The organism is Bradyrhizobium sp. IC4060 (assembly GCF_020193715.1).
Classification (GTDB): Bacteria; Pseudomonadota; Alphaproteobacteria; order Rhizobiales; family Xanthobacteraceae; genus Bradyrhizobium; species Bradyrhizobium yuanmingense.
In genome coordinates this window covers 69217-90861 of record NZ_JADYVJ010000012.1, presented here as the reverse complement: position 1 = coordinate 90861, position 21645 = coordinate 69217, and the positions used below count along the sequence as shown (strand labels likewise).

The following is a 21645-nucleotide window of genomic DNA, read 5'->3' as shown; positions in this document are numbered from 1 at the left end:
TTCCATCGAGAAGCGGTTGCCCGCCCCGCGCCAATCGGCTAAATGAACCTCGACTAGCACCCGTAGCTCAGCTGGATAGAGCGTTGCCCTCCGAAGGCAAAGGTCACACGTTCGAATCGTGTCGGGTGCGCCATTTTGTGATTTGCGCGATATTGTCACCGATTGACGCGCAGCTCCCTCGATGCGGCGCGCTACCTCAATTAGCCCTACCTCAACTAGCCCTCGGCAGGCGGCTTCATCTGGCCGGTCGCTTCATCAATCTCCCTGATGGCCTGTATCGCGAAGCACACCCCAGATCAGGATAGAGTGACCAAGCGCGAAGCAGCGGAATGTCGCTCGCGCTACCGAACCGCCCCACATTCACCAGAGCCTTTTCGATCACGTCTTCGATGCAACGGCCTCGGCTCGCGTGAGCCAGTTCTGCCCGCCGGAGCCTCTCTCCCGGAGCGACGAATGTTACCGATTGGCGGCGAGATACCGGGCTTGATGCGACGTACACCGTCCCCCAAATCTCACGTCGGATGTTCAATCGCATCGACATAGCCCGGTTCACATGGGGGAGCGTGCGCGTTGCGCACCTCCGTCTGCCGCCCGCGGCGGACGCAGGTGATGCATCGCTCGCGCTGCCTGGAGCGATCGCGGTGGGGTTTAACGGCCAGAAGAACGCCGCTGTAATGCTGGCGAATGGACGCACGGTCGCTCGCGATGCGCCTGCCGGAACAATCGGTCTGACCGGCGGAGAACCGGTCAAATGGGTGCGAACAACTTCGCCCGCTGAAGTGGTAGAAATTTCAGCGGATGGCTCGCTGCGGAAGCAAATTGCCGAGGAACTTGGTGCTGAGGGCCATGCCGATCTTGCCGATATTCATGGCTGGGAGAACTTTCACGCATGGGCGATCGTTGACCGTTTCCGCGCAGCCGCGCGCGGGAGGCATCATTTGAACGACGTCGAACGCGATTCATTGGTGCGGACCCTCTACGCGATTGTCTTGTGCGGAAAATTCGGAGGGCGGGCGATCGAGCGCTCAAAAGGCTCGCTGGATACTCGGCGCCTGCGCAGAGTGCTGGATTTTGTAGAAGCACACACCGCCACGGATCTGACGCTCGCGCGGCTGGCCGAAGTTGCGGCACTAAGTCCGTTTCACTTTGCCAGGGCGTTCAAGGCCGCCACCGGATCTGCGCCGCATCAATATGTGTCGAGCCGCCGCCTAGAGCACGCGCGCCAACGCCTTCGGAACACGCCCGATAGCGTTGAAGCGATCGCCGCCGACCTCGGCTATTCGAACATCAATCATTTTCGTCGTCAGTTCCGTGCCCGGACAGGTCTGTTGCCGTCTGATATCCGCGCGCGCTGAAGCAAAAGACAGCAAGAATCGACCTGCCGCGCAGCGGCCTCATGCCTCTAGGTTCGCGTGACCGGAGAGCCAAGCCGTTTTTGTGAACGACGGCCTGCTGACATGCTGAAGCGGAGGCGCAGGATAACCATGACTCAAAACGAAAACATTTGGCTATCGCGTCGTTCGATGACACTTGGCATCACCGCGGCGGCGGCTACGGCGGCTGCAGTCGGTCGAACAGACGCCCAAACGAATCAGTCGGGAGACCCAACCCGTGTTCTCGCGGGAAAAGTCGCGCTGATCACCGGAGGGCCGCGCAATCTCGGCCGCGCATATGCAGCAGGACTCGCAGCGGACGGTGCGAGCATCATGATCCACTATCATGACGCGGGCGATCGAGCTGATGCCGAGACTGCAGCGCACCTTGTCCGCGCACAGGGTGCTCGTGCCGCCACTATCGAAGGCGAACTCCACGACATGCCGACGCACTCGCGCCTCGTGGAGGCGACGCTGCGCGAATTCGGTCGCATCGACATACTGATCAACAACGCCGGTCGCATGGTCAAGAAGCCGGTGGCCGAAATCAGCGAGGCCGAATACGACGACGTGTTCGGAGTGAACGCCAAGGCGAGCTTTTTCATAATGAAGGAGGTGAGCCGTCATCTTCCGGACGGTGGGCGAATCATTAATGCATGCTCGTCGCTGATCGACGGCTACCTTCCCAACTATGCGTTATATCAGGGATCGAAAGCAGCTCTCGAACAGTTCACGCGCTCCATGGCGCGCGAACTCGGGGCTCGCGGTGTCACGGTCAATGCCGTTGCGCCCGGCCCAATAGATACACCCTTCTATCGGGCGCCCGAGGACGCGGCCGCCATCGCCTACGCGACGCGTCTTTCTGTAGCGGGGCGCCTCGGCGCGGTCTCCGACGTCGTTCCGCTGATTCGGTTCCTTGCGTCGCCAGCATCGCATTGGGTCACGGGCCAGACTGTCTACATTAACGGCGGCTACACCGGGCGATAAACTACTCGAAAGCGACGCACGAAAGATCTTTCGATCTCATCATTGGCGGCATTGCGTAAGATTTGTCCGGGCGTTCGATATTCCCCGGGCACAATCCGGAGCTGCTCGCGATGATGACCCCGGCGCTGGGCAGCGCACTGGACGAGAGCTCCGCGCGCAGGAAGCAGCGCCTCTCACCCACTGACCCGCAGCACCCGAACCGTGAAGACGAGCACGAGGCCGGCCCTCACGTCAGCATCGCGATGATCGCCTGGAGCTGGTCGGACGCTGCCGTCACCAATCCATCGTATGACGTGTGGCCGTGTGCGGCGGCCTTCAGGATGCATTCGGCGACGGCCGCTTTCAGGCCGAACACCGATTGATGGGCCGGCACACTCGCCATCACGGTCTCCAGCGCTTGACGCATGGTGTGAATGAGCTCGGAGCTGTATTGCATGGGCTGTCCTCCGCGGGCTCATATTGGGTCGCGTGCCCATGCTTGCCACTCACAAGCCTGAGATTGTTTTTTGAATCGGTCGAGACCCAGCGCCTCAATTCAAGCGCCAGATCGCCGCATTGAGCACACCGGCGAACGCGACCCAGGCTGCGTAGGGCACGAACAATGCGGCGGCGAGCCTGTCGCGTGACAGCTCGAGACCGATGTAGGTCACGATCGCGATGAACAGGCCGACGAGAATGACGAGCGCGGCGCCGATCTGGTGCATCGTGAACATGACCGGAGACCAAATGAAGTTGAGCGCCATTTGCGCCGCCCAGGCCAGCATCGCCTTGCCCCTGGGCTCACGGCGAAAGGTTCGCCACCCCGCAACAGCGATCAGAACGTAAAGGATGGTCCAGGCGATCGGGAACGCCCAGTTCGGCGGGACGAAGCTCGGCTTGGCAAGGCCGGCATACCATTCACCGGGGGGATTGGTCGCGCCGATCAACCAGCCGGTGCCGACGACGCCCGCCACGAAGACCAACAACTGAAGCATCCGTCACCTCGCCCTTCTCATCATCCGATTGTAACATCCTTCCATGAGCCAATCCGACTCGATGCCTGGCGCAGCCGCGGCCGTGCGACGAGAAGCGATGCGCTGAGCGCCATGGCAAAGTCCTGCGTCTTCTCGCAGCAGCGTCGGATGGGTTGCCGACGTTGACGGAGACGGCCTGACCGGGGCGAGCCCGATTGGGGGGGAATTCGGCCCGTCCTGCGGTTGAGGAACGCATGCGGGCGCGCTAAAGGCAAGCGGGCGCGCGCGGATCCGCAGTCGGACGAACCGCCGCCAGTGGATTCAGCACTTGGTTACAAAGCTATCCCATCGACGCGACATTGACGGGCTCCGGGCGATCGCCGTCTTGAGCGTATTCCTCTATCATTTGGACGTTCCGCCGTTCGGCGGCGGCTTCGTTGGCGTCGACCTGTTTTTCGTCGTGTCCGGCTATCTGATCTCTCGGATCATTCTCAGCGAGGCTGATCGCGGCGAATTTTCGCTCCAGCGATTTTACGAGCGCCGCATCCGGCGCCTCTTTCCCGCAGCGATCGTCACCATCATCGGCATCTTGGCCGTCGGTGGCCTCTGGTTCTCTCCGGAGCTTTTCAAGGGCCTGACTCAAGACGCCGTGGCTACGCTGGTATCGGTCTCGAATTTCTACTTCTGGCGCGGCAGCCACGCCTATTTCGCCAACTCGACCGATCCCAGCCCCGTGCTTCACTTCTGGTCGCTGGCCGTCGAGGAGCAATTCTATCTGTTTTGGCCCGTGTTCATTCTGCTGGGGCGCCGATTGCTCGGTCGCGCACTGCCTTTGCTCATTCTTGGCATCGCAATTCTTTCCCTCGGCGTCGCGCAAGCGACACTCGCAACCGACAGCTCGGGTGCTTTCTACCTGCCGACCTGTCGCGCCTTCGAATTTGCGATCGGAGCGCTGGTCATCTTTGCTGAGCAGAGGCTGACCTTCCAGGCCGGAGCGCGCTCGCTGTTGGCTGCCGCCGGATTCGGTTTGATCGCTTACGCGGTCGTCAGCTTCGACAGTGCGACCTCCTTCCCTGGCGCGACGGCCCTCATCCCATGCCTGGGTGCAGCCTGCGTGATCTTGGCGGGCGAGCGTCACGTCCTTTCGCCTGTCCTGACCAATCCGCTGAGTGCGGGGATCGGGCTGGTGTCCTACTCGCTCTACCTCGTGCACTGGCCCCTGATCGTCTATGCAAACTACATCCTGGGCGACGACGCCAAGTCGGTTGCGGTGAAAGCGCTGATCGTCGCCCTCGCGATGATGCTGGCTGTGCTGATGTATCGGCTGATCGAACAGCCTTATCGCGCGGGTCGCTCGTCACTGCTGCGAGTCGCCGGCCCCGCCGCCGCGACGATCGTCGCGCTCGCGATTGTTGCATTTGTGGCCAACCGCCAAGATGGCTGGCCATGGCGGCTCCCGGCACAGGCCCGCGAGGTCGCCGATCTGCAGCGATTCGGCTTCTGGCCGTGCGCCAAGAGCGCACAATCGAAATGTGCCTTCGGTTCATTGAGCGACCCCGTTGGCGTGCAAGTGCTCGGCGACTCCTTCGCCGAGCATTATGTCGCAGCGCTGGACCCGGCGGCAAAGCGCGCCGCCGTCCGGGGAGAAGCCTATACGGCCGAAGGTTGTCCGTTGCTCGTCGGCCTCGTGCGAACAGCTTTCGACGGCTCGCAGGACTGCAAACGCCAGCGCGATACCTACCTCGCCGCGATCAGGCAGAACCAGGCTCCAATCGTGCTCAGTCAATCCTGGATGACCTACGGCGATGCGCTCCGCAACGAGCTCGCGCCGGAGGTCAATGCACCGGCCCTGCAGGTCTGGCGGGCCGGCATCGAGAACACGATCCATGAGCTGGGCGGCAGCGGACGACGCATCCTGATCATAGCGCCCGGAGTCGAGCCGGGCTGCCGCAGTCCGATGTCCCGCTTCGCACCGGGACCCCTCTGGCACGCGCCAAGCAAGCCCTGTCCTGCTGTGCCCCTTGATCGCGTGCAGGCCGACAATCGCGAATTCCACGCCATGCTCGAGGAGATCCGGAGCCGCTACCCGAACCAGGTCTTTCTGCTCTATCCAGAACGCTATTTGTGCGGAGAAGCCGAGTGTCCGACCGCCATGGACGGCCTCTGGCTCTATTGGGACGTCAATCACCTCACGGTCGCAGGTGCGCAGCGCGTTGGCGACGGAGCCTCAAGCCAGCTCCTTGAGTTCATCCGTGGCAAGTAGGGGCCTCTGCCTCTCCCAAGCGATCGCGGCCGAGCCGAAGCCATCTCGACTGAACGGAACTGACGAGCGCCTCTCGTCACGAGCCTGAGATGCTTTTGACCCTGCCGCGATTGTGCAGCTCAATTCAGCCGCCGGATCGACGGAAGCATCCCTCGGCTCGCGCATCTCCCCACGCGATTGTATCATCTTTCCATGAGCGAATCCGACCCGACGACCGGCGAGCCCTCGCCTGTCCGCAAGATCATCCATATCGACATGGATGCGTTCTATGCCTCTGTGGAGCAGCGCGACAATCCGGAGCTGCGCGGCAAGCCGGTCGCGGTCGGCGGCTCCGCGGAACGCGGCGTCGTTGCGGCGGCGGGCTACGAGGCTCGAAAGTTCGGCGTTCGCTCGGCCATGCCGTCGGTGACGGCGAAGCGGCAATGTCCCGACCTGATCTTCGTCAGGCCGCGCTTCGAGGTCTACAAGGCGATCTCCAGACAAATCCGCGACATCTTTGCCGAGCACACGCCCGTCATCGAGCCGCTGTCGCTCGATGAAGCCTATCTCGACGTGACGGAGAACCTGCAAGGCATCCCGCTGGCGCGGGACATCGCGCTCGAGATCCGCGCGAAGATCAAGGCGGAGACCGGCCTCACCGCGTCGGCGGGTATCTCCTACAACAAGTTTCTGGCCAAGCTCGCGTCCGATCATCGCAAGCCCAACGGCCAGTTCGTGATCTCGCCGGAGATGGGGCCGGCCTTCGTCGAGCCGCTGCCGGTCGGCAAATTCCACGGCATCGGTCCGGCGACGGCTGCGAAGATGAACGCGCTCGGCCTGTTCACCGGCCGGGACATCCGCAACCAATCGCTGGAGTTCATGAACGCGAATTTCGGCAAGTCAGGCGCGTATTATTATTGGATATCGCGCGGCGTCGACGAGCGGCCGGTCCGCGCCAACCGGATCCGCAAATCCGTCGGCGCGGAGAACACGTTCTCGACCGACCTCGATGCGTTCGACGCGCTTGCCGCCGAGCTAAGGCCGCTCGTCGACAAGGTCTGGCGGCATTGCGAGGCGACGGGCAATCGCGGCCGCACCGTCACCCTGAAGATCAAATTCGCCGATTTCGAGATCATCACGCGCAGCCGATCCGTCGCGGCGGCCGTTGCCGGACGCGACGATCTGGAGCGGCTGGCCTGCGGCCTGCTCGAAGCCGAGATGCCGCTGCCCAAGCGCGTCAGGCTGCTTGGGGTCTCGCTGTCGTCGCTCCACGCCGCCGGCGAGTCGGAGCCGCAGCTGACGCTGGGCATCTGAACGCGGCTTGAGGCCCCTTCGGTGAACGCGGCATCTTTATCCGCGACGCGGCGCCAAACCTGTCGTAGATACACCAGACATGACTTTTCGCGATTGAGTTTGGATGCTTGCCTTATTGATACGCCTCGGACTGCGCTTCGAAGACCGCATCGAGGAACGCCGGTTTGTCGACCAATATGTCCGGGGCAGTCTCGGATGGACGCAGATCGCGATGCTGCTTGGCGCCGCCACCTATGCCAGCTACACGCTCTGGGATTGGGTGCTCTACCCCGAAGTCGTGCCGACCACGCTCGCAATCCGCGGTGGAACCGCCGTGGTCATCCTGCTCCCGCTGACGGCGCTGCTGTCGCGGCGCCGGATGAAGCCATGGGCGGAGACGATCTTTCTCATCTATTGCGTCATCCCGGGCTGCATTCTGCCGAGCATCTATCTCGTGCTTCCCTCGGGCTTCACCTTTGCCGCGCCCGGCATGATGATGATCATACTGTTCGTCTCGACCATGCTGCCCTTGCGGATCGGCTCGCTGGCGATCTTCTGCCTGCTGTCGTGGGTGGCGTTGCTGGTCGCCGAGACATTCGCGTCGACAATGCCGACCGGCCTGAGCTTCATCAACCATTCTCTCGTCGGCAACGCCTACGCATTGTCGCTCTACGCGGTGGCTGCGCGCGAGTACCGGGCGCGAAAGCAGTTCCGGACATCCGAGGCGCTGCAACGGGAAAAGGAACGCTCCGAGAAATCGTTGCGCGATCTGCGCGCGACCCAGGAGCATCTCGTGCAGGCGGAAAAGCTCGCCTCGCTCGGGCAATTGGTGGCAGGTGTCGCTCACGAGGTCAGCACCCCGCTCGGCCTCGCCTTGACGACGTCGACGGCCATGCAGGATGACCTGCAAACGATGAGTGATGCATTGGGCGGAGCATCGGTCCGGCGGTCCGATCTAACCAAGGGCATTGACCGGCTCAAGCAGGGGCTCAACCTGACCTTCGAAAATCTGCACCGCGCATCCGAAATGGTGCACAGCTTCAGGCAGGTCGCGGTCCATCAAGCCGATGAGGACCGGCGCAGTTTCGAGCTCAGGGATTGGCTATCGGAGTTGATGTCCCGGCTCGGGCCATTGCTGTCGCATCATGCCCTGACCGTGGAGGTACACTGCCCGGCGGGAATCAAGCTCAACAGCTATCCCGGAGCGCTTGCTCAGGTGATCAGCAATCTCGCCCTCAACACTGCAGCGCATGCGTATCCTGACAAGAGAGGCGGCCGGTTCGTGATCACGGTAAACCAACCGAATCCGAGATCAGTCCGCCTTGTCTGCGCTGATGAAGGCGTCGGAATCCCTGACCACCTGCAGGCGCACATCTTCGATCCATTCGTCACGACAAGTCGCGAGAAAGGCAATGCCGGTCTGGGACTGCACATCGCGTTCAATCTCGTCACCTCATCGCTCAACGGGCGCTTGCTGCTCGAGAGCAAGGCGAGTCCGGGAACTCAGATCGTCATCGAAATTCCCGTTGAAGAACACGTTGCAAGAGAACCGCGAAGACTAGAGGTTTGACACTATTGCGAGCGGTTCTGTGTCGATCTTGGCACTGCCTGACGTGAAGCTGACAGACCAGCCTCTTTTTCGATTTCGACGCGCTGCTCTGAACAAGATGCACTCCATTGGCTGTTCGTTCGAGCGGATCGACGTAAAGTTTTTTGCGAACGCAGTTTGGTCGCGCCATTCAATTGACACGTACTGACGGATAGTCGTCGGCGTTTCGCGACGCTGCTCACGCGCGATAGCTTCGATGTCTCTCTCGTGCGGTGGTCCGCGCATGAGGGCGTCCGGTTGATCGCACATGAATGAAGCGCCAATCGCATGAAATCGAAAAGATAAACTGTCGTTTGATTCACCGTCTTGCTTTCGAACTGCGCTTGAAATTTTCGTTGTTCGCCGCTCGAGGAGCTGATCGTGACTCAACTCAACATGCGCTTGTCCGAGGACGAGCAGTCCCGGAACGTACGGAAAGGTGCGCTCGCTGCGATCGTCACTCAGGTCGTGCGTGTAGCGACGCAGACCGGATCTGTGATCCTGCTCTCGCGCCTACTGACGCCAGTCGACTTTGGTACTTATGCAATGGCTTCGCCGGTGCTCGCCTTCGCGGTGCTGTTCCAGGATCTCGGTCTTGGACACGCGACCGTGCAGAAGGACGAGTTGACGCACAACGAGCTGAGTGCACTGTTCTGGGTGAACCTCTCGGTCGGCGCGCTACTGGCGGCCACACAGGTGGCGCTATCGCCGCTCGTCGCCAGGTTCTACAGCGCGCCAAATCTCGCCCCACTGACATCCGGTATGAGCGTCACGTTGCTGCTCAGCGGCGCTGACGTCCAGCATTTGTCGTTGCTGACGCGACAGATGAGATTCTGGACGCTGGCAGGCCTGGAGTCCGCGGCCGCACTGACTGGATTACTGACCTCTGCCGCGGTCGCGTACGTCTATCACAGCTATTGGGCCATTCTCGCCGGCAGCCTGACATCAGGTCTGGTGCTCGCGAGCGGCGCGTGGCTGAGTTCGGGATGGTTGCCGTCGAGGCCCGGCTCGATCAAGGCTGCACGCGACATGCTGAACTTCGGGCTCGGCGTGACCGGCTACAATCTTGCCGAATTCCTGTCCCGCAATACCGACGGGGTGTTGATCGGCAAGGTCTGGGGGGCTGCCTCGCTTGGCGCGTATAACCGCGCCTACCGGTTGCTGCTGTTTCCGCTTCAGCAAGTCAGCAATCCGATGGTGCGAATCATGCTGCCGACGCTGTCGGGCCTGCTGAAGGAGCCGGAGCGCTATCGGGATTCGTTCCGTCGCGCGGTGCTGCCGGCGCTCCTGCTCGTGTTGCCTGGCGTCGGCTTCATGATCGCGACCGCCGATACGCTGGTCGAAACCCTGCTCGGCGACCAATGGAGCGAGGCTGCGCCGATCTTCGTCGCCCTCAGCATCGCCGGTCTGCTGCAGACCAGCAACAGCCCCGCCAACTGGCTTTTCCTCAGCCAGGGCCGCACCAAGGAATACATGCGCTGGGGCCTGTTCAATGTCTCAACATCGATTCTCGCTTTCATATGCGGGCTGCCGTTCGGACCAGTCGGCGTCGCCAGCGCATACTCGATCAGCGAGTGCGTGCGCACGCCCATCCTGTGGTGGCTGATTGGGCGATGCGGCCCGGTGCGTCATCGAGACCTCATGGAAGTGGTCGGGCCACATCTCGCCGGAGCCCTCGCTTCAGTGGTGACGGTGTCTCTGCTGCATCGCTGGCTGCTGGCGCGTTCGATCGGAGGGATCCCGGAATTGGCAGCCTGCTTCTGCCTTTCATATGCGGTTTCGCTCACGATCGTTGCGCTGTTTCCGGCCTGTCGCGGAGAAATGTGGCGCTACGCACAGAGCATTCGCGGCAGGTAATGCGACCGGCACCAGACCGTTCGCAAGACGGCGGAGCTGATCACCACGTCACCAGTCACGCCAAAGCCGCGCGCCACGGGAGTGCCGTGGCGCACGTGTCTCCAAAACGTCCCGTCGGGCTGCTCAATGCCTCACATGCTCGAACACCACGATCACGCCGGTCGGTTCGGGCTCATGCGCCATCAGGCGCGTCAGGTCGGAATCGCCCCAATCGGCGAGGCTGACGACCTCGCCGCTCTGGCGGTCGCTGCCCAGCGATCCCGTGGGCTCGAGCACCTTGAGGCCCATCTCGTCGACGAAGAAGGTGTGCTCGCCGAACATGCTGTTGAGCTGCGGCATCGCCGGATGTTCGTCGGGCAGCACCTGAGCGCCGAGCTGGTTGACGGTCTGCTTCACCTGTTCAGATGTGAGCTTCATGAGCTGCTCCGTTGTTGTATCCGGTTTCATCGAGCCAGGCGGGAGCGAGCATTCCCTGCGCCCTTGTGTGCCTGGCTCTGATCCCGAACAGGTGCTGCGGATAAATGTTCCTGCGAAATGTATTTCGTGATCGCGGGTTTCATCGGCCGCGTTCGCGGCACAGGATCGCCACAGGATGCACACGATCTATCGATCGACGCGCTACTCGCTGCTGTTCTCGCCGACCGACAGCGCGCAGATGCGTGACAGATATGTGTACGGCAGGCCGGACTCCTCGGCCCAGGCGTTGAACTGCGCCTGCACCTTGGCGAGATCGCCCTTCGACTTGACCTCCTCGGCGATGTCGAGACCGGCAGCGCGCAGGCAGGCCACGACGTCCTTCGACGTCACGAAGCCGTCCCAGCCGACGAAGCGGAGCAGCATCTGGCCGGTGTTGCCGCCCAGCCGGCTGCCGCGCTTGTTGAGGAGGTCGAGCAGGCCGATCTCGTCGGAGGACGGCCATTTCGTCAGAAACTTGCCGAAGCTGCCGTGCTCCTTCGCGATCTCCTGCACGAAGGCGGCGTTGTCGCGCACCGACATGATCTTGGCACCGTTGCGCACGATGCGCGCGTCGCGCAGCAGGCCTTCCCAATAGTCTTCGGGCTGGAACGTGAGCTTGGCGGGCTGGAAATGCAGGAAGGCCTGTTCGAAGCCGTCCCATTTGGAGTCGATCACGCTCCAGGCAAAGCCGGCGCAGAACACCCGCTTGGTCATTTCGGCGAGGATACGATCGTCGCCGAGCTTGGCGAGCTGCTTGAGGTCCGGCTTGGCCGGCATCAACTTGTCCAGCGCCTTGGGCCCGCCCTTGCGCTTCTCGGCGCGGGCGCGAATGGTCTTGAAGGGGGTCATGTGAACACGGGTGTTGAGGGCAGGCCACGACACCAGAATTCGGCGATCCGGTCCAGCCCCGCGTTGCCGCCCCTTGCGCCCTGCGACGGGACGCAGCATGCTGTCGTTCATTGGATTGATGCAAAGGGGCGGCCGGGCTGGTCTGCTTCTTGCTTTATATCGTTTTGGAATTCCCTGACATTTTGATCTCTGGCCGTCGGATTTTCCATGCGCTGCCTGGTCGTGGCCGACTTGCACTATTCGCTGCCGCAGCTCGACTGGCTGGTCAGCGCGGCGCCGCAATTCGACCTCGTGATCTTCGCCGGCGACGCGCTCGACATCGGCTCGATGGTGGATTTCCGCGCCCAGATCGTGGTGGTGAAGAAGTATCTCGCGCTGCTGGCCGCGACGACCCGCGTGATCCTCTGCTCCGGCAATCACGATCTCGACGAGCGCAACGCCGAAGGTGAGAAGATTTCGCGCTGGATCTCGGAGGTGCGCGAGCTCGGCATCGCCTGCGACGGCGACGGCCTGACGGTCGGCGATACCCTGTTCACCGTGTGCCCGTGGTGGGATGGACCTCAGGTCAAGCAACGCCTCATCGAGCAGTTGCGCTATGCCGCAGCCGTCAGGCCGCAGCGTTGGATCTGGGTGCATCATGCGCCGCCGGCGGATTCACCGACCAGCTGGGGCGGCAAGCGCTTCTTCGGCGACGTCGAGCTGGTGCAGTGGATCATGCAATACCAGCCGTCGATGGTGATCTCGGGCCATGTGCATCAATCGCCCTTCATCAGCAATGGATCGTGGTTCGACCGGCTGGGCCAGACCTGGGTCTTCAACACGGGCCTGCAACCCGGCCGTCCCCCAACCTGCATCGTGCTCGATCTCGACGCCGGCAAGGCGTTCTGGCTGGCGGCCGGCGAGGCGCAATGGATCGACCTGAATGCGCCGCTGCGGCGGCCCGCCGCCCCCATCGAGGCGCCGCCCGACTGGCTCACATTCTTGGATCGGATTGCCGATCAGAGCCGGGCGAAACCTCAGCCGGCGGCAGGTTGATCATGCTCTGGAGCACTTCGCCGACCATGGCCAGATGCGTGCCGTGGCCGGCATATTGCCGCTTCAGATCGGCGAGGTAGGTGTTGGCGACGTTGAGCCTCTGCGCCAGCATTTTTGCGATCAGCAGCGCCACGCCCGGCTCCCTCTCGAGGAACGCGGCGGCATCCTCGAATTCGTAGACGATGGCGTCGGAGCAGGCCCGTACCGTTGCGGTGTGCGGCTGGCCCAGCAGCACGGACATCTCACCCAACACCGCGCCGGGCTCGGTGACGGTGGCGACCACCATCTCGCCCTTGAGCACCTCGAGCCTACCTTGCATCAGCACGTAGAGATGGCCGGAGGTGCCCCCCTCGGCGACGATGATGGTGCCGGCGGCAAGCTGCCGCTCCGTTCCGCCGGTGCAGTAATCGAGGACTGCGCGCATGGTGCGAACGCTCCCGTCGCAGGGGTACACAACGCCGGAAGACTAGAGCACGATCCGTGCCGGGCGGCAATCGGTGGGGGAGCCGGCGGGCGCCGAGGCGCCTCACACCTGCGAGAGCGAGGGCGCCTCTCCGGGCATAATGGCTTGCAGCCCGCCGAAGCGGCGCTCGCGGCCATGGAAGGCGGCGAGCGCCTCGGCAAGATCGCCCGCGTCGAATTCGGGCCACATCCGCTCGGTGAAGTACAGCTCGGCATAGGCGCCTTCCCAAAGCAGGAAGTCCGACAGCCGCTTCTCGCCGGAGGTGCGGATGATGAGGTCGACGTCGCGAAGGCCAGCCTCGCCCGTGACGAGCTGCGAGAAGGCTTCACGCGTCAGGCTGGTCAGCGCGGCCGCCTTGGCCGCGGCATTGAGGATGGCGTCGCGCGCGGAATAATCGACGGCGATGCGCACATGCAGCGCGCGGCCATCGGCGGTGGCCGCCTCGGCGCGCGCGATCGCGGCGGCGATGCCGTCGGGCAGGCGATCGCGACGGCCGATGACGGAGAGACGCACGCCGTTCTTGACGAGGCTCTGCACTTCGTTCGCGAGGTAGAAGCGCAGCAAGGTCATCAGCGCCGCGACCTCGGCCTTCGGCCGCCGCCAATTGTCGGTGGAGAAGGCGTAAAGCGTCAGCGTGCCGATGCCCTGCTTGGGCGCGGCCTCGACGATGCGGCGGATGGTCTCGACGCCGGCCTCGTGGCCGCGCACGCGCGACAGGCCGCGCCGCGTCGCCCATCGGCCGTTGCCGTCCATGATGATGCCGACATGAAGCTTCTCGTTGCGGGACGTGATGTCACTTTGCATTGCAAAGTCTCCGGTCAAAAAAGGGGAGATCAGGTCGAGGCGATGCCGAGATGGCCGAGCGGCGGCGCTTCGCGGCCAGCGGCCTTCGCCGCGTCGCGCACCAGCCGCTCGAGCACGGCGAGATAGTCGAGGAAGCGGCGGCGGCCGGCCTTGGTGAGGCGGCAGGTGGTGTGCGGGCGATTGCCCTCGTAGCCCTTGGTCACCTCGACCAGTCCGGCTTCCTGCAGCACGGCAAGGTGCCGGCTGAGATTGCCGTCGGTGAGGCCGCAGAGCTGCTTGAGATCGCCGAACGCCAGCCCCTTGGGATGCGCCATCAGCGAGGTCAGAAGCCCGAGCCTCGCCTTCTCGTGGATCACGCGGTCGAGGCCTTCATAGGAGAAGGGCGCGCTGTCAGTCTTCGACATCGTTGTCTCCGGACGCGAAATGCAGAATCGCCGCCATCAGCGATTGGCCGATCAGGAAAGGTAGGCCCATGGTCCATGGCGACAGCGTGTGGGTTCGGCTCGCGAGCACCACGACCGCGAAGCCGGACACGAAATACCAGGCGCCGGCGAGCGCCACCGTGCGCGGCAGCGAGCGGACCGAGGCAAAGATGCCGAGCGACACCAGGATCTGCCACAGGCCCGGCAGCAGCCACAGCGTCTCGCTCGCGAACTTCCACATCACCACCGCGAGCAGAACGCCGGCAACGCCCGCCGGCAGGAACTGCTCGACCGCCTGGTGGATCATCGCGTCGGCGAGACCGGAATGATGGCGTCGCGACCGGGCGCGCATCTCGATGCCGATGATCAATCCAGACAGCGCGGCGGCGATGAACCAGCCGATGAAGAAAACGAGCGGCTCGCCGGTGGGATCATCCAACAGCCAGAATTGCAGGACGGCGGTGATGAGCGCAACAGCACCGGTCGCCGCCATCGTCGCCGGGCCGTAACCGCGGAAGGCGGTACCTGCCGCGATCTGGCTGCGGATCGTCACGATGTCGGCCAGCGCCTTGTCGAGATCGCGCATGGGCAACGCCAAAACCTCGTTCCACCCCGGCTTTCGCGGGACACCGGTCCCGTTACTTTGTATTGCAAAGTATATGGCACTGCAAAGTAAATGCAACCCAAATTGTTGCGGTCAGCCGAACCGACTGGTGCGGACAACTGACGGTTGCGCCTCACCTGCCCTCGCGGATAAGATGGATGCGAGTGCGTTTGCCGGGGGCTGGGGTATGTGGTTGAGGTCGTTGGTCGTTGCGTTCGTGTTGCAGATGAGTGTGTTCGGGGCGAACGCGGCGGGGCCGTTCGGCACCGTCAAGGTCGGCAACTGGGCCGGCGGCGCATTCAGCAATGACGAGACGGGTGCGTTCTCCCATTGCGCGGCGACCGCACGTTACGCCAACGGCGTGAGTCTCTTCGTCGCGCAGAATGCGGCCGGCTCCTGGCTGCTGAGCTTTGCCAGCCCCAGCTTTCGCTTCAACAAGGGCGATACCGCGCCCATCGACTTCATCTTCGACGGCCAGGAGCAGGCGAGGTTGTTTGCGACCGCCGGCACCACCAATATGGTGACGACCATCCTGCCCCCCAACGTCGCTCGCACCTTCCAGAAGGCAAGCCTGATGGTGATCACGACCAACGGGAGCAAGCCACTCCAATTTGTGCTGACGTCGACGGCCCCCCTGATCGCGGCGCTGGCGAACTGCGTCACGCGGGTGAAGGCAGACGGGCTCAGCAAGGCCGGCGATTTCACCAAGGGTGCGGCCAAACCGGCGGCGACGGCGGAGAAGCAGACGGCAGCGCCGGCCGGCGGCAAACCCGCCCGAGCCAGGAGCGGCAGCGGCTTCGTCGTCAGCGCGAGCGGGCACGTCGTCACCAACCATCATGTGATCGACGGCTGCGTCGGCGACGTCAGGGGCAATCTCACCGGCGAAGCCGCAATGGTGCTGCGCGTCGTCTCGAGCGATGCCAACAACGACCTCGCCCTGTTGCAGGCGCCGTCGACGACGACCTTCAAGGATTTTGCCCGGATCCGCGACCGCTCGATCCGCTCCGGCGATTCCGTGATCGCGATCGGCTTTCCCTATCACGGCATCCTGACCTCGGACTTCAGCGTGACCACCGGCATCGTGAGCTCGCTCAGCGGCATGCGCAACGACTCGCGCTTCCTGCAAATCAGCGCACCCGTGCAGCCTGGCAACAGCGGCGGGCCGCTGTTCGACAACACGGGTCAGGTCGTGGGCGTGGTCACGGGCAAGATTCCAGCCTTGCGGATCGCGGTGGCGACCGGCAACATCCCTGAAAACATCAATTTCGCCATCAAGACCGGAGTGCTGCGCGATTTCCTCGACAATTCGATCGTGCCCTATCAGACCGCGGAGCCAAAGAGCGAGCTCAAGACCACCGACATCGCCACCAACGCCCGGCCGTACACGATGCTGATCTCGTGCAACGCGGCGGAGCAGGCGGAGGCGAAGCGGTAGCTATCGGGGCAAGGCACACCCTGCACCTCACCCGTAGCTGTCATTCCCCGCGAAGGCGGGGAATCCAGTACGCCGCGGCCTTTCGATTCATCACTGCCGTCTCGGAATACTGGATCGCCCGGTCAAGCCGGGCGATGACACCTTTGATGTGTGTCGAGCGCTCCCCTCACCCGTGGCAGCACGCCGCCTTCGCCGGCTGCGGCTCGTACTGGTCGCGCAGGCGCACCCAGTCCATCGGATAAGGCAGGCCTTCCTCGTGACGGCCGAGCGGGGTGAGATCGAGATATTGATATGCAGCGTTCATCATGTCGAGGCCGCGGGCGAAGCAGGAATAAGTGTGGAAGATCGCGCCGGCCTCGTCGCGGAAGAACACGCTGATGCCGGGCAGTTCGGGGCCGTAGAACGGCGTGGTCCCGAAATTGTACATCGGCTTGCCGGTCGCGACCTCTTCCTGTGAGAACGTCACGCCGTAATCGCGGTTGAAGTCGTTGCGGCCTGAGGAAACCCAGTCGAAGGTCCAGCCCATCCGCTTCTTGAAGGCTTCGAGCTTTGCGCTTGGCGCCAGCGAGACCGCAACCATGGCGGTGTCGCGCGCGGCCAAATGCGGCACCATGCGCTCGAACCCATCGGCCCAGAACGAACAGCTCTTGCAGGCCGCGTCCCAATCGGGTGCGAACATCACGTGCTGCACGATCAGCTGCGGCCGGCCCTTGAACAGATCGCCCAGGGACACAATGCCGTTCGCCCCTTCGAATGCGTACGCCTTGTCGACCTTGACCCAGGGGAGCCGGCGGCGCTCGTCGGCAAGCCGTTCGCGAGCCTGGGTCAATTCCTTCTCGTGGGCCAGAAGGGCCTTGCGCGCGACGATCCATTGCTCGCGCGAAACGATCTGATGTTGCTGCATGGCGTTCTCCTTGGGGATCAGGCGACGAAAGCATCGAGCTTGTCGAAAATCGAGCTCCAGCCGCGCTGGTGGTTGTCGCGCGCGGTCTCGTCGAAGAACTGGGCGTGTTGAAAGATCATCAAGGTGCCGGCAGCGTCCGGCTTCAGCGAGATCGTCACCAGCGATTCACGCTCCGGCGTCGAGTGCCAGGCCCAGGTGAAGACGAGAAGCTCGCTCGGCACCACCTCGCGATAGCAGCCGCCGGCCTCGAAATATTCGCCGTCGTCGCCGGTGAAGCTGATGCGAAACCGGCCGCCAACGCGAACGTCGAGCTCGGCTTGAAGCGTCGCCGGCTTCATGTTTGGCGGCCCGAACCATTGCGCTAGCTGCGCGGCTTGCGTCCAGGCGGCGTAGACCTTTTGCGGCGGCGCGCGGAGCCGGCGCGTGAGCGTGAGGCTTGGTCGTTCTGCCGGGCGTTCGGCGGTGTTGGCGGTTGCGTTGGCCATGTCTCTTCCTCCACGAAGGCGGCAAGGCGATCGAGATTGTGGGACCAGAACTGCGCATAACGATTGAGCCAGTTCATCGCCTGCTCCATCGGCTGCGCGGTCAGCCGGCAGGCGACCGTGCGCCCGGTCTTCTCGCGCACGATCAGCCCGGCATCGGTGAGCACGTCGAGATGCTTCATGATCGCCGGCAGCGATACCGCAAACGGGGCCGCCAGCTCGCTCACCGACAGGCCGTCCTGCTCGCCGAGGCGCGCCAGCAAGGCACGACGCGTCGGGTCTGACAGCGCCGCAAAGGTCCGGTCCAGCGTCTCGTCCTGATACTTAACCATATGGTTTAGTATAGACGCGAGCACGGCAACGTCAAGCCGGAAGGCGCAGGCGCGGATCCGCACGAGAGCGTGATCGGGTTGCTGGCAATGCAGCCAAGAAAAAAGCCCTGCCGAACGGCAGGGCCCTCTTCCTCATCATCACGAGATTTCTACTCGACCTTCAGGCCGGCGAAGTCGACGACCTTCTTCCACTTTTCGGTCTCGGCCTTGATCTCCTCGCCGAACGCCTCGGGCGTCTGCACCCGCGGCTCGCCGCCGAGCTCGACCAGGCGCTTGGCCATGTCAGGCTCCTTGAGCACCGCGTTGACCTCGGCGTTGAGCTTGGCGATGATTTCCTTCGGCGTGTTCTTCGGCGCGCCCATGCCGAACAACGCGCTCGCCTCATAGCCCTTGACGGTGTCGGCGATCGGCTGCACGTCGGGCAGCTGCGGCGAGCGTTCCGTGGTGGTGACGCCGATCGCGCGCAGGCTGCCGGAGCGGATGTGCTGAATGATCGAGGGCATGTTGTCGAAGATCACCTGCACCTGGCCGGCGAGCATGTCGGTGATCGCGGGCGCGGCGCCGCGATAGGGCACGTGCTGCATCTTGCAGCCGGTCATGGCCATGAACATCTCGCCGGACAGATGCACCGAGGTGCCGTTGCCGGACGAGGCCATGTTCACCTTGCCGGGATTGGCCTTCACATACTCGATGAACTCGGCGACGTTCTTGGCCGGCACATCCTTGTTCACGGTCATCACGTTCGGAACGCGCTGGAACGAGGCGACCGGCGCGATATCGTTCACGAAGTTGAACTTGAGATTCTTGTAGAGCGAGGCGTTGATGTAGTTGGCCGGGTTGACCAGCTGCAGCGTGTAGCCGTCGGGCTCGGCATTGATGACCGATTCGGTCGCGATGTTGTTCCCGGCGCCGGGCTTGTTCTCGACCACGAATTGCTGGCCGAGCTTTTCCGACAGGCGCTGGCCGATCAGCCGTGCCAGGATGTCCGTGGCGCCGCCCGGCGGATAGCCCACCACCCATTTCACCGGACGGGCCGGATAATCGGCGGCAAGGGCCTTCGACAGCGGGGTGGCTGCAAGCGGACTGGCGGCGAGCAGGCCCAGCGCGGTACGGCGAGTGATCATCTCAAGGGTTCTCCCAGTGTTGTTCTTGAAGTCGGATGGCTTGAAAGCCGCGTCGCTGCGGTTGTAACAAAGCTTGCCGCGTGCGGAAAGTGCGCGGGGCACATCACGACGAAAGGATGAGACATGCCGGTCAAGGTTCATGCCCTGGATCATCTCGTGATCAATGTCAGCGACGTCGCGGCAAGTGCTGCGTGGTACGGCAAGATTCTCGGCATGGAAGTCAAGGTGTTCGATCCCGGCGGCGGCAAAGCGCCGCGGACTTTCCTTGAATTCGGTAACCAGAGGATCAACGTCCGGCAACGCGATGCCGACAAGGTGGAGTGGTTCACCGCGAACCAACCGACGGCGGGCAGCGAAGATTTGTGCTTTCTCACCTCGGCCACGCCGGACGAGGTGGTGGCGCATTTGCGGGCACATGGCGTCGCGATCGAGGAAGGTCCGGGCCCGAGGCAAGGCGCCCGCGGCACGTTGCGCTCGGTCTATTGCCGGGACCCGGATGGCAGTTTGATCGAGATCTCGTCGTACGAGGATTGAGGCGCGCCCCCAGCCAAACCCGTCATTGCGAGCGCAGCGAAGCAATCCAGAACCCCTCCGCGGAACCAGTCTGGATTGCTTCGTCGCGGGAGCTCCTCGCAATGACGCAGGAGAGAGCTCGGCCCTTCCCCGGATTTGCGTCCCGCGTCGTCCAATGGCAGGAAGACGCAATCATCAAAAGACAGCCGCCGGCAAGATGCGGCTGCACCGGGAGGAGCCATGCCAGTTCAACAGACCACAGCTGGAATCGTGGGCCCGTTCGACGGGCTCGACGTGCCCTGGCTGCTCAAGCTGCGCGCCGAGGTCCGGCGTGATCATCCGTTCCTGATCTGGGCGCCGTTCGACGCGCCGGCGCGGCGCTGGAGCTACGGCGAGTTTCACGAGCGCGTCGGCGCGCTCGCGGCCGGCCTCGCCAGGCGCGGCGTCAAGCCGGGCGAGTATGTGCTCATTCATCTCGACAATTGCATCGAGGCGATGCTGGCCTGGTTCGCCTGCGTCGAGCTCGGGGCCGTCGCCGTCACCACCAACACGCGCTCGGCGCCGGCCGAGATCGCGTATTTCGCCGATCATTGCGGCGCGGTCGCCGCGATCACGCAGCCGGCCTATGCGGAAGCCGTCGCGCAGAACTGCCGCAGCATACGCTGGCTCGCGGTGACCTCGCACGATGCGGGCGCGGCGCCCGCGCGGGGCGTCTCGCGGGGCGACAGCTTCGAATCGCTGTTCGCCGACAGTGCCGATCGTCCCCGGCGCGCGACCGATCCGCTGGCGGCATGCAGCGTGCAATACACCTCGGGCACGACGTCGCGGCCGAAGGCGGTGCTGTGGACCCATGCCAACGCGCTGTGGGGCGCCAAGATCAACGCCGCGCATGAGGACCTTCACGCCGGCGACGTGCACCAGGCCTACCTGCCGCTGTTCCACACCAACGCGCTGGCCTATTCCATGCTGGCGGCGCTGTGGGTCGGCGCCACTTGCGTGATCCAGCCGCGCTTCTCCGCCAGCCGGTTCTGGAGCGTCGCGCGCGAGCACGGCGCGACCTGGACCTCGACGATCCCGTTCTGCATGAAGGCACTGCTCGAGCAGGAGATCCCGAAGGACCATAAGTTCCGCCTGTGGGGCACCGCCATCAACGAGCCGCCGGCCTTTGCCGCCTTCGGCGTCAAGATGATCGGCTGGTGGGGCATGACCGAGACCATCACCCACGGCATCGTCGGCGAGGTGGATCAGCCCAACATCCCGATGTCGATCGGTCGCGCCGCGCCCGAATATCAAATCCGCATCACTGACGACGACGGACGGCCGACGGAGGTCGGCGACACCGGCAATCTCGCGATCAGGGGCATCCCCGGCCTGTCGCTGTTCGCCGAGTACCTGCACAACGAGAAGGCGACGCGCGAGAGTTTTGACGAGCACGGCTTCTTCCTCACCGGCGACCGCGTCGAGCGATTGGAGAACGGCTTCATCAAGTTCGGCGACCGCGCCAAGGACATGCTGAAGGTCGGCGGCGAGAACGTTGCGGCCTCCGAGATCGAGCAGGTGATCGCGCTCGTGCCGGGCGTGCGCGAGGCCGCCGTCGTGGCGAAGACGCATCCGATGCTGGACGAGGTGCCGGTCGTCTTCATCATCCCGCAAGGCGGCGTCGCAGGCGCGGCCCCCGACCTGCAGGACCGCGTCATGGAAGCCTGCCGCAGGGGCCTCGCCGACTTCAAGCTGCCGCGCGAGATCAGGCTCGTCGACGACATGCCGCGCTCGACGCTGGAGAAGGTGGCGAAGGCGGAGCTGCGGAAGCTGGTGGGGTGATCTCGTAGGGTGGGTTAGCCGAAGGCGTAACCCACCAACTTCGTTCGGCAATTGCGGAGGCATGGTGGGTTACGCCTGGCGCCTGCGCTTCGCGCAGCCGTGAGGCTA

21 protein-coding genes, 1 tRNA gene and 1 pseudogene are annotated in these 21645 nt (G+C 63.7%); 11 read left to right on the top strand and 12 right to left on the bottom strand.

Features of this window, described 5'->3' with window-relative positions; genetic code table 11:
- The first annotated feature begins 56 nt into the window (after positions 1–56).
- The 3 genes from I6F16_RS30060 (at position 57) to I6F16_RS30050 (ending at position 2360) form a co-directional block, all read left to right on the top strand.
- A tRNA-Arg gene (locus I6F16_RS30060) sits at positions 57–133 on the top strand.
- Positions 134–521: 388 nt separating this feature from the next.
- Positions 522–1355: an AraC family transcriptional regulator gene (locus I6F16_RS30055; protein ID WP_109142064.1), complete on the top strand. Its 834-nt coding sequence runs from the start codon at positions 522–524 to the stop codon at positions 1353–1355.
- 129 nt (positions 1356–1484) lie between these two features.
- A complete protein-coding gene (locus I6F16_RS30050; protein WP_225130163.1) occupies positions 1485–2360 on the top strand; it encodes an SDR family oxidoreductase in 876 nt (291 codons plus the stop codon).
- Positions 2361–2586: 226 nt separating this feature from the next.
- Here the strand turns inward: I6F16_RS30050 and I6F16_RS30045 are convergent, their stop codons facing one another.
- Both I6F16_RS30045 and I6F16_RS30040 read right to left on the bottom strand, forming a co-directional pair.
- Positions 2587–2796: a hypothetical protein gene (locus I6F16_RS30045; RefSeq protein WP_036002484.1), complete on the bottom strand. Its 210-nt coding sequence runs from the start codon at positions 2794–2796 to the stop codon at positions 2587–2589.
- 94 nt (positions 2797–2890) lie between these two features.
- Positions 2891–3334, bottom strand: a complete 444-nt coding sequence (locus I6F16_RS30040) for a TspO/MBR family protein (protein WP_036002487.1) — start codon at positions 3332–3334, stop codon at positions 2891–2893.
- 307 nt (positions 3335–3641) lie between these two features.
- On the opposite strand from I6F16_RS30040, the gene I6F16_RS30035 reads away from it, so the two are divergent.
- The 4 genes from I6F16_RS30035 to I6F16_RS30020 all read left to right on the top strand — a co-directional run bounded on the left by I6F16_RS30035 (position 3642) and on the right by I6F16_RS30020 (position 10293).
- Positions 3642–5576, top strand: coding sequence for an acyltransferase family protein (locus tag I6F16_RS30035; protein WP_225174233.1), 1935 nt, complete (start codon positions 3642–3644; stop codon positions 5574–5576).
- 192 nt (positions 5577–5768) lie between these two features.
- The gene (dinB, locus tag I6F16_RS30030) at positions 5769–6869 is read left to right on the top strand and encodes a DNA polymerase IV (protein WP_225174232.1); all 1101 of its coding nucleotides are present in this window, start codon (positions 5769–5771) and stop codon (positions 6867–6869) included.
- 103 nt (positions 6870–6972) lie between these two features.
- Complete coding sequence (locus tag I6F16_RS30025; RefSeq protein ID WP_050995909.1) at positions 6973–8418, top strand: HAMP domain-containing sensor histidine kinase; 1446 nt, start codon at positions 6973–6975, stop codon at positions 8416–8418.
- Positions 8419–8817: 399 nt separating this feature from the next.
- The gene (locus I6F16_RS30020; protein WP_225174231.1) at positions 8818–10293 is read left to right on the top strand and encodes a lipopolysaccharide biosynthesis protein; all 1476 of its coding nucleotides are present in this window, start codon (positions 8818–8820) and stop codon (positions 10291–10293) included.
- A 123-nt stretch (positions 10294–10416) separates the two neighbouring features.
- Here I6F16_RS30020 and I6F16_RS30015 read toward each other — a convergent pair whose 3' ends face one another.
- Complete coding sequence (locus tag I6F16_RS30015; protein ID WP_036024052.1) at positions 10417–10710, bottom strand: hypothetical protein; 294 nt, start codon at positions 10708–10710, stop codon at positions 10417–10419.
- A gap of 201 nt (positions 10711–10911) precedes the next feature.
- Positions 10912–11598, bottom strand: a complete 687-nt coding sequence (locus I6F16_RS30010; RefSeq protein WP_109142059.1) for a DNA-3-methyladenine glycosylase I — start codon at positions 11596–11598, stop codon at positions 10912–10914.
- Between the two features lie 207 nt (positions 11599–11805).
- Between I6F16_RS30010 and I6F16_RS30005 the strand changes: the two genes are divergently transcribed.
- Positions 11806–12633, top strand: coding sequence for a metallophosphoesterase family protein (locus tag I6F16_RS30005; RefSeq protein WP_225113279.1), 828 nt, complete (start codon positions 11806–11808; stop codon positions 12631–12633).
- Here the strand turns inward: I6F16_RS30005 and I6F16_RS30000 are convergent.
- The 4 genes from I6F16_RS30000 to I6F16_RS29985 all read right to left on the bottom strand — a co-directional run bounded on the left by I6F16_RS30000 (position 12572) and on the right by I6F16_RS29985 (position 14908).
- A complete protein-coding gene (locus I6F16_RS30000) occupies positions 12572–13057 on the bottom strand; it encodes a cyclic nucleotide-binding domain-containing protein (RefSeq protein ID WP_036002505.1) in 486 nt (161 codons plus the stop codon). The two genes, I6F16_RS30005 and I6F16_RS30000, sit on opposite strands and share 62 nt — an antisense overlap.
- A gap of 102 nt (positions 13058–13159) precedes the next feature.
- The gene (locus I6F16_RS29995) at positions 13160–13900 is read right to left on the bottom strand and encodes a di-trans,poly-cis-decaprenylcistransferase (RefSeq protein ID WP_036024036.1); all 741 of its coding nucleotides are present in this window, start codon (positions 13898–13900) and stop codon (positions 13160–13162) included.
- 29 nt (positions 13901–13929) lie between these two features.
- Entirely contained in the window at positions 13930–14304 is a 375-nt protein-coding gene (locus tag I6F16_RS29990) for a transcriptional regulator (RefSeq protein WP_225113278.1), read from the bottom strand.
- Positions 14291–14908: a hypothetical protein gene (locus I6F16_RS29985; protein ID WP_036002509.1), complete on the bottom strand. Its 618-nt coding sequence runs from the start codon at positions 14906–14908 to the stop codon at positions 14291–14293. The genes I6F16_RS29990 and I6F16_RS29985 overlap by 14 nt, the downstream gene beginning before the upstream one ends.
- 205 nt (positions 14909–15113) lie before the next feature.
- On the opposite strand from I6F16_RS29985, the gene I6F16_RS29980 reads away from it, so the two are divergent.
- Positions 15114–16361: a serine protease gene (locus I6F16_RS29980; protein WP_225113277.1), complete on the top strand. Its 1248-nt coding sequence runs from the start codon at positions 15114–15116 to the stop codon at positions 16359–16361.
- A 166-nt stretch (positions 16362–16527) separates the two neighbouring features.
- On the opposite strand, the gene I6F16_RS29975 is transcribed toward I6F16_RS29980, so the two are convergent.
- The 4 genes and pseudogenes from I6F16_RS29975 to I6F16_RS29960 all read right to left on the bottom strand — a co-directional run bounded on the left by I6F16_RS29975 (position 16528) and on the right by I6F16_RS29960 (position 19203).
- On the bottom strand, positions 16528–17265 hold the full coding sequence (locus I6F16_RS29975) for a thioredoxin family protein (protein ID WP_225113276.1): 738 nt from the start codon (positions 17263–17265) through the stop codon (positions 16528–16530).
- Between the two features lie 17 nt (positions 17266–17282).
- Positions 17283–17618 (bottom strand): annotated as a pseudogene (locus I6F16_RS29970) (SRPBCC domain-containing protein); the annotation flags it as partial.
- A gap of 8 nt (positions 17619–17626) precedes the next feature.
- On the bottom strand, positions 17627–18079 hold the full coding sequence (locus I6F16_RS29965; RefSeq protein WP_036002521.1) for a metalloregulator ArsR/SmtB family transcription factor: 453 nt from the start codon (positions 18077–18079) through the stop codon (positions 17627–17629).
- A gap of 149 nt (positions 18080–18228) precedes the next feature.
- Positions 18229–19203: a tripartite tricarboxylate transporter substrate binding protein gene (locus I6F16_RS29960; protein WP_036002523.1), complete on the bottom strand. Its 975-nt coding sequence runs from the start codon at positions 19201–19203 to the stop codon at positions 18229–18231.
- 123 nt (positions 19204–19326) lie between these two features.
- Between I6F16_RS29960 and I6F16_RS29955 the strand changes: the two genes are divergently transcribed.
- Positions 19327–19737, top strand: a complete 411-nt coding sequence (locus I6F16_RS29955; protein WP_225113275.1) for a VOC family protein — start codon at positions 19327–19329, stop codon at positions 19735–19737.
- Between the two features lie 219 nt (positions 19738–19956).
- The gene (locus I6F16_RS29950) at positions 19957–21537 is read left to right on the top strand and encodes an AMP-binding protein (RefSeq protein ID WP_225174230.1); all 1581 of its coding nucleotides are present in this window, start codon (positions 19957–19959) and stop codon (positions 21535–21537) included.
- Positions 21538–21645 lie beyond the last annotated feature (108 nt).

Coding starts and splice junctions, on each gene's coding strand:
- I6F16_RS30055 (WP_109142064.1), top strand. CDS start 522: ATGTTCAATCGCATCGACATAGCCCGGTTCACATGGGGGAGCGTGCGC.
- I6F16_RS30050 (WP_225130163.1), top strand. CDS start 1,485: ATGACTCAAAACGAAAACATTTGGCTATCGCGTCGTTCGATGACACTT.
- I6F16_RS30045 (WP_036002484.1), bottom strand. CDS start 2,796: ATGCAATACAGCTCCGAGCTCATTCACACCATGCGTCAAGCGCTGGAG.
- I6F16_RS30040 (WP_036002487.1), bottom strand. CDS start 3,334: ATGCTTCAGTTGTTGGTCTTCGTGGCGGGCGTCGTCGGCACCGGCTGG.
- dinB (WP_225174232.1), top strand. CDS start 5,769: ATGAGCGAATCCGACCCGACGACCGGCGAGCCCTCGCCTGTCCGCAAG.
- I6F16_RS30025 (WP_050995909.1), top strand. CDS start 6,973: ATGCTTGCCTTATTGATACGCCTCGGACTGCGCTTCGAAGACCGCATC.
- I6F16_RS30015 (WP_036024052.1), bottom strand. CDS start 10,710: ATGAAGCTCACATCTGAACAGGTGAAGCAGACCGTCAACCAGCTCGGC.
- I6F16_RS30010 (WP_109142059.1), bottom strand. CDS start 11,598: ATGACCCCCTTCAAGACCATTCGCGCCCGCGCCGAGAAGCGCAAGGGC.
- I6F16_RS30005 (WP_225113279.1), top strand. CDS start 11,806: ATGCGCTGCCTGGTCGTGGCCGACTTGCACTATTCGCTGCCGCAGCTC.
- I6F16_RS30000 (WP_036002505.1), bottom strand. CDS start 13,057: ATGCGCGCAGTCCTCGATTACTGCACCGGCGGAACGGAGCGGCAGCTT.
- I6F16_RS29995 (WP_036024036.1), bottom strand. CDS start 13,900: ATGCAAAGTGACATCACGTCCCGCAACGAGAAGCTTCATGTCGGCATC.
- I6F16_RS29990 (WP_225113278.1), bottom strand. CDS start 14,304: ATGTCGAAGACTGACAGCGCGCCCTTCTCCTATGAAGGCCTCGACCGC.
- I6F16_RS29985 (WP_036002509.1), bottom strand. CDS start 14,908: ATGCGCGATCTCGACAAGGCGCTGGCCGACATCGTGACGATCCGCAGC.
- I6F16_RS29980 (WP_225113277.1), top strand. CDS start 15,114: ATGTGGTTGAGGTCGTTGGTCGTTGCGTTCGTGTTGCAGATGAGTGTG.
- I6F16_RS29975 (WP_225113276.1), bottom strand. CDS start 17,265: ATGCAGCAACATCAGATCGTTTCGCGCGAGCAATGGATCGTCGCGCGC.
- I6F16_RS29965 (WP_036002521.1), bottom strand. CDS start 18,079: ATGGTTAAGTATCAGGACGAGACGCTGGACCGGACCTTTGCGGCGCTG.
- I6F16_RS29960 (WP_036002523.1), bottom strand. CDS start 19,203: ATGATCACTCGCCGTACCGCGCTGGGCCTGCTCGCCGCCAGTCCGCTT.
- I6F16_RS29955 (WP_225113275.1), top strand. CDS start 19,327: ATGCCGGTCAAGGTTCATGCCCTGGATCATCTCGTGATCAATGTCAGC.
- I6F16_RS29950 (WP_225174230.1), top strand. CDS start 19,957: ATGCCAGTTCAACAGACCACAGCTGGAATCGTGGGCCCGTTCGACGGG.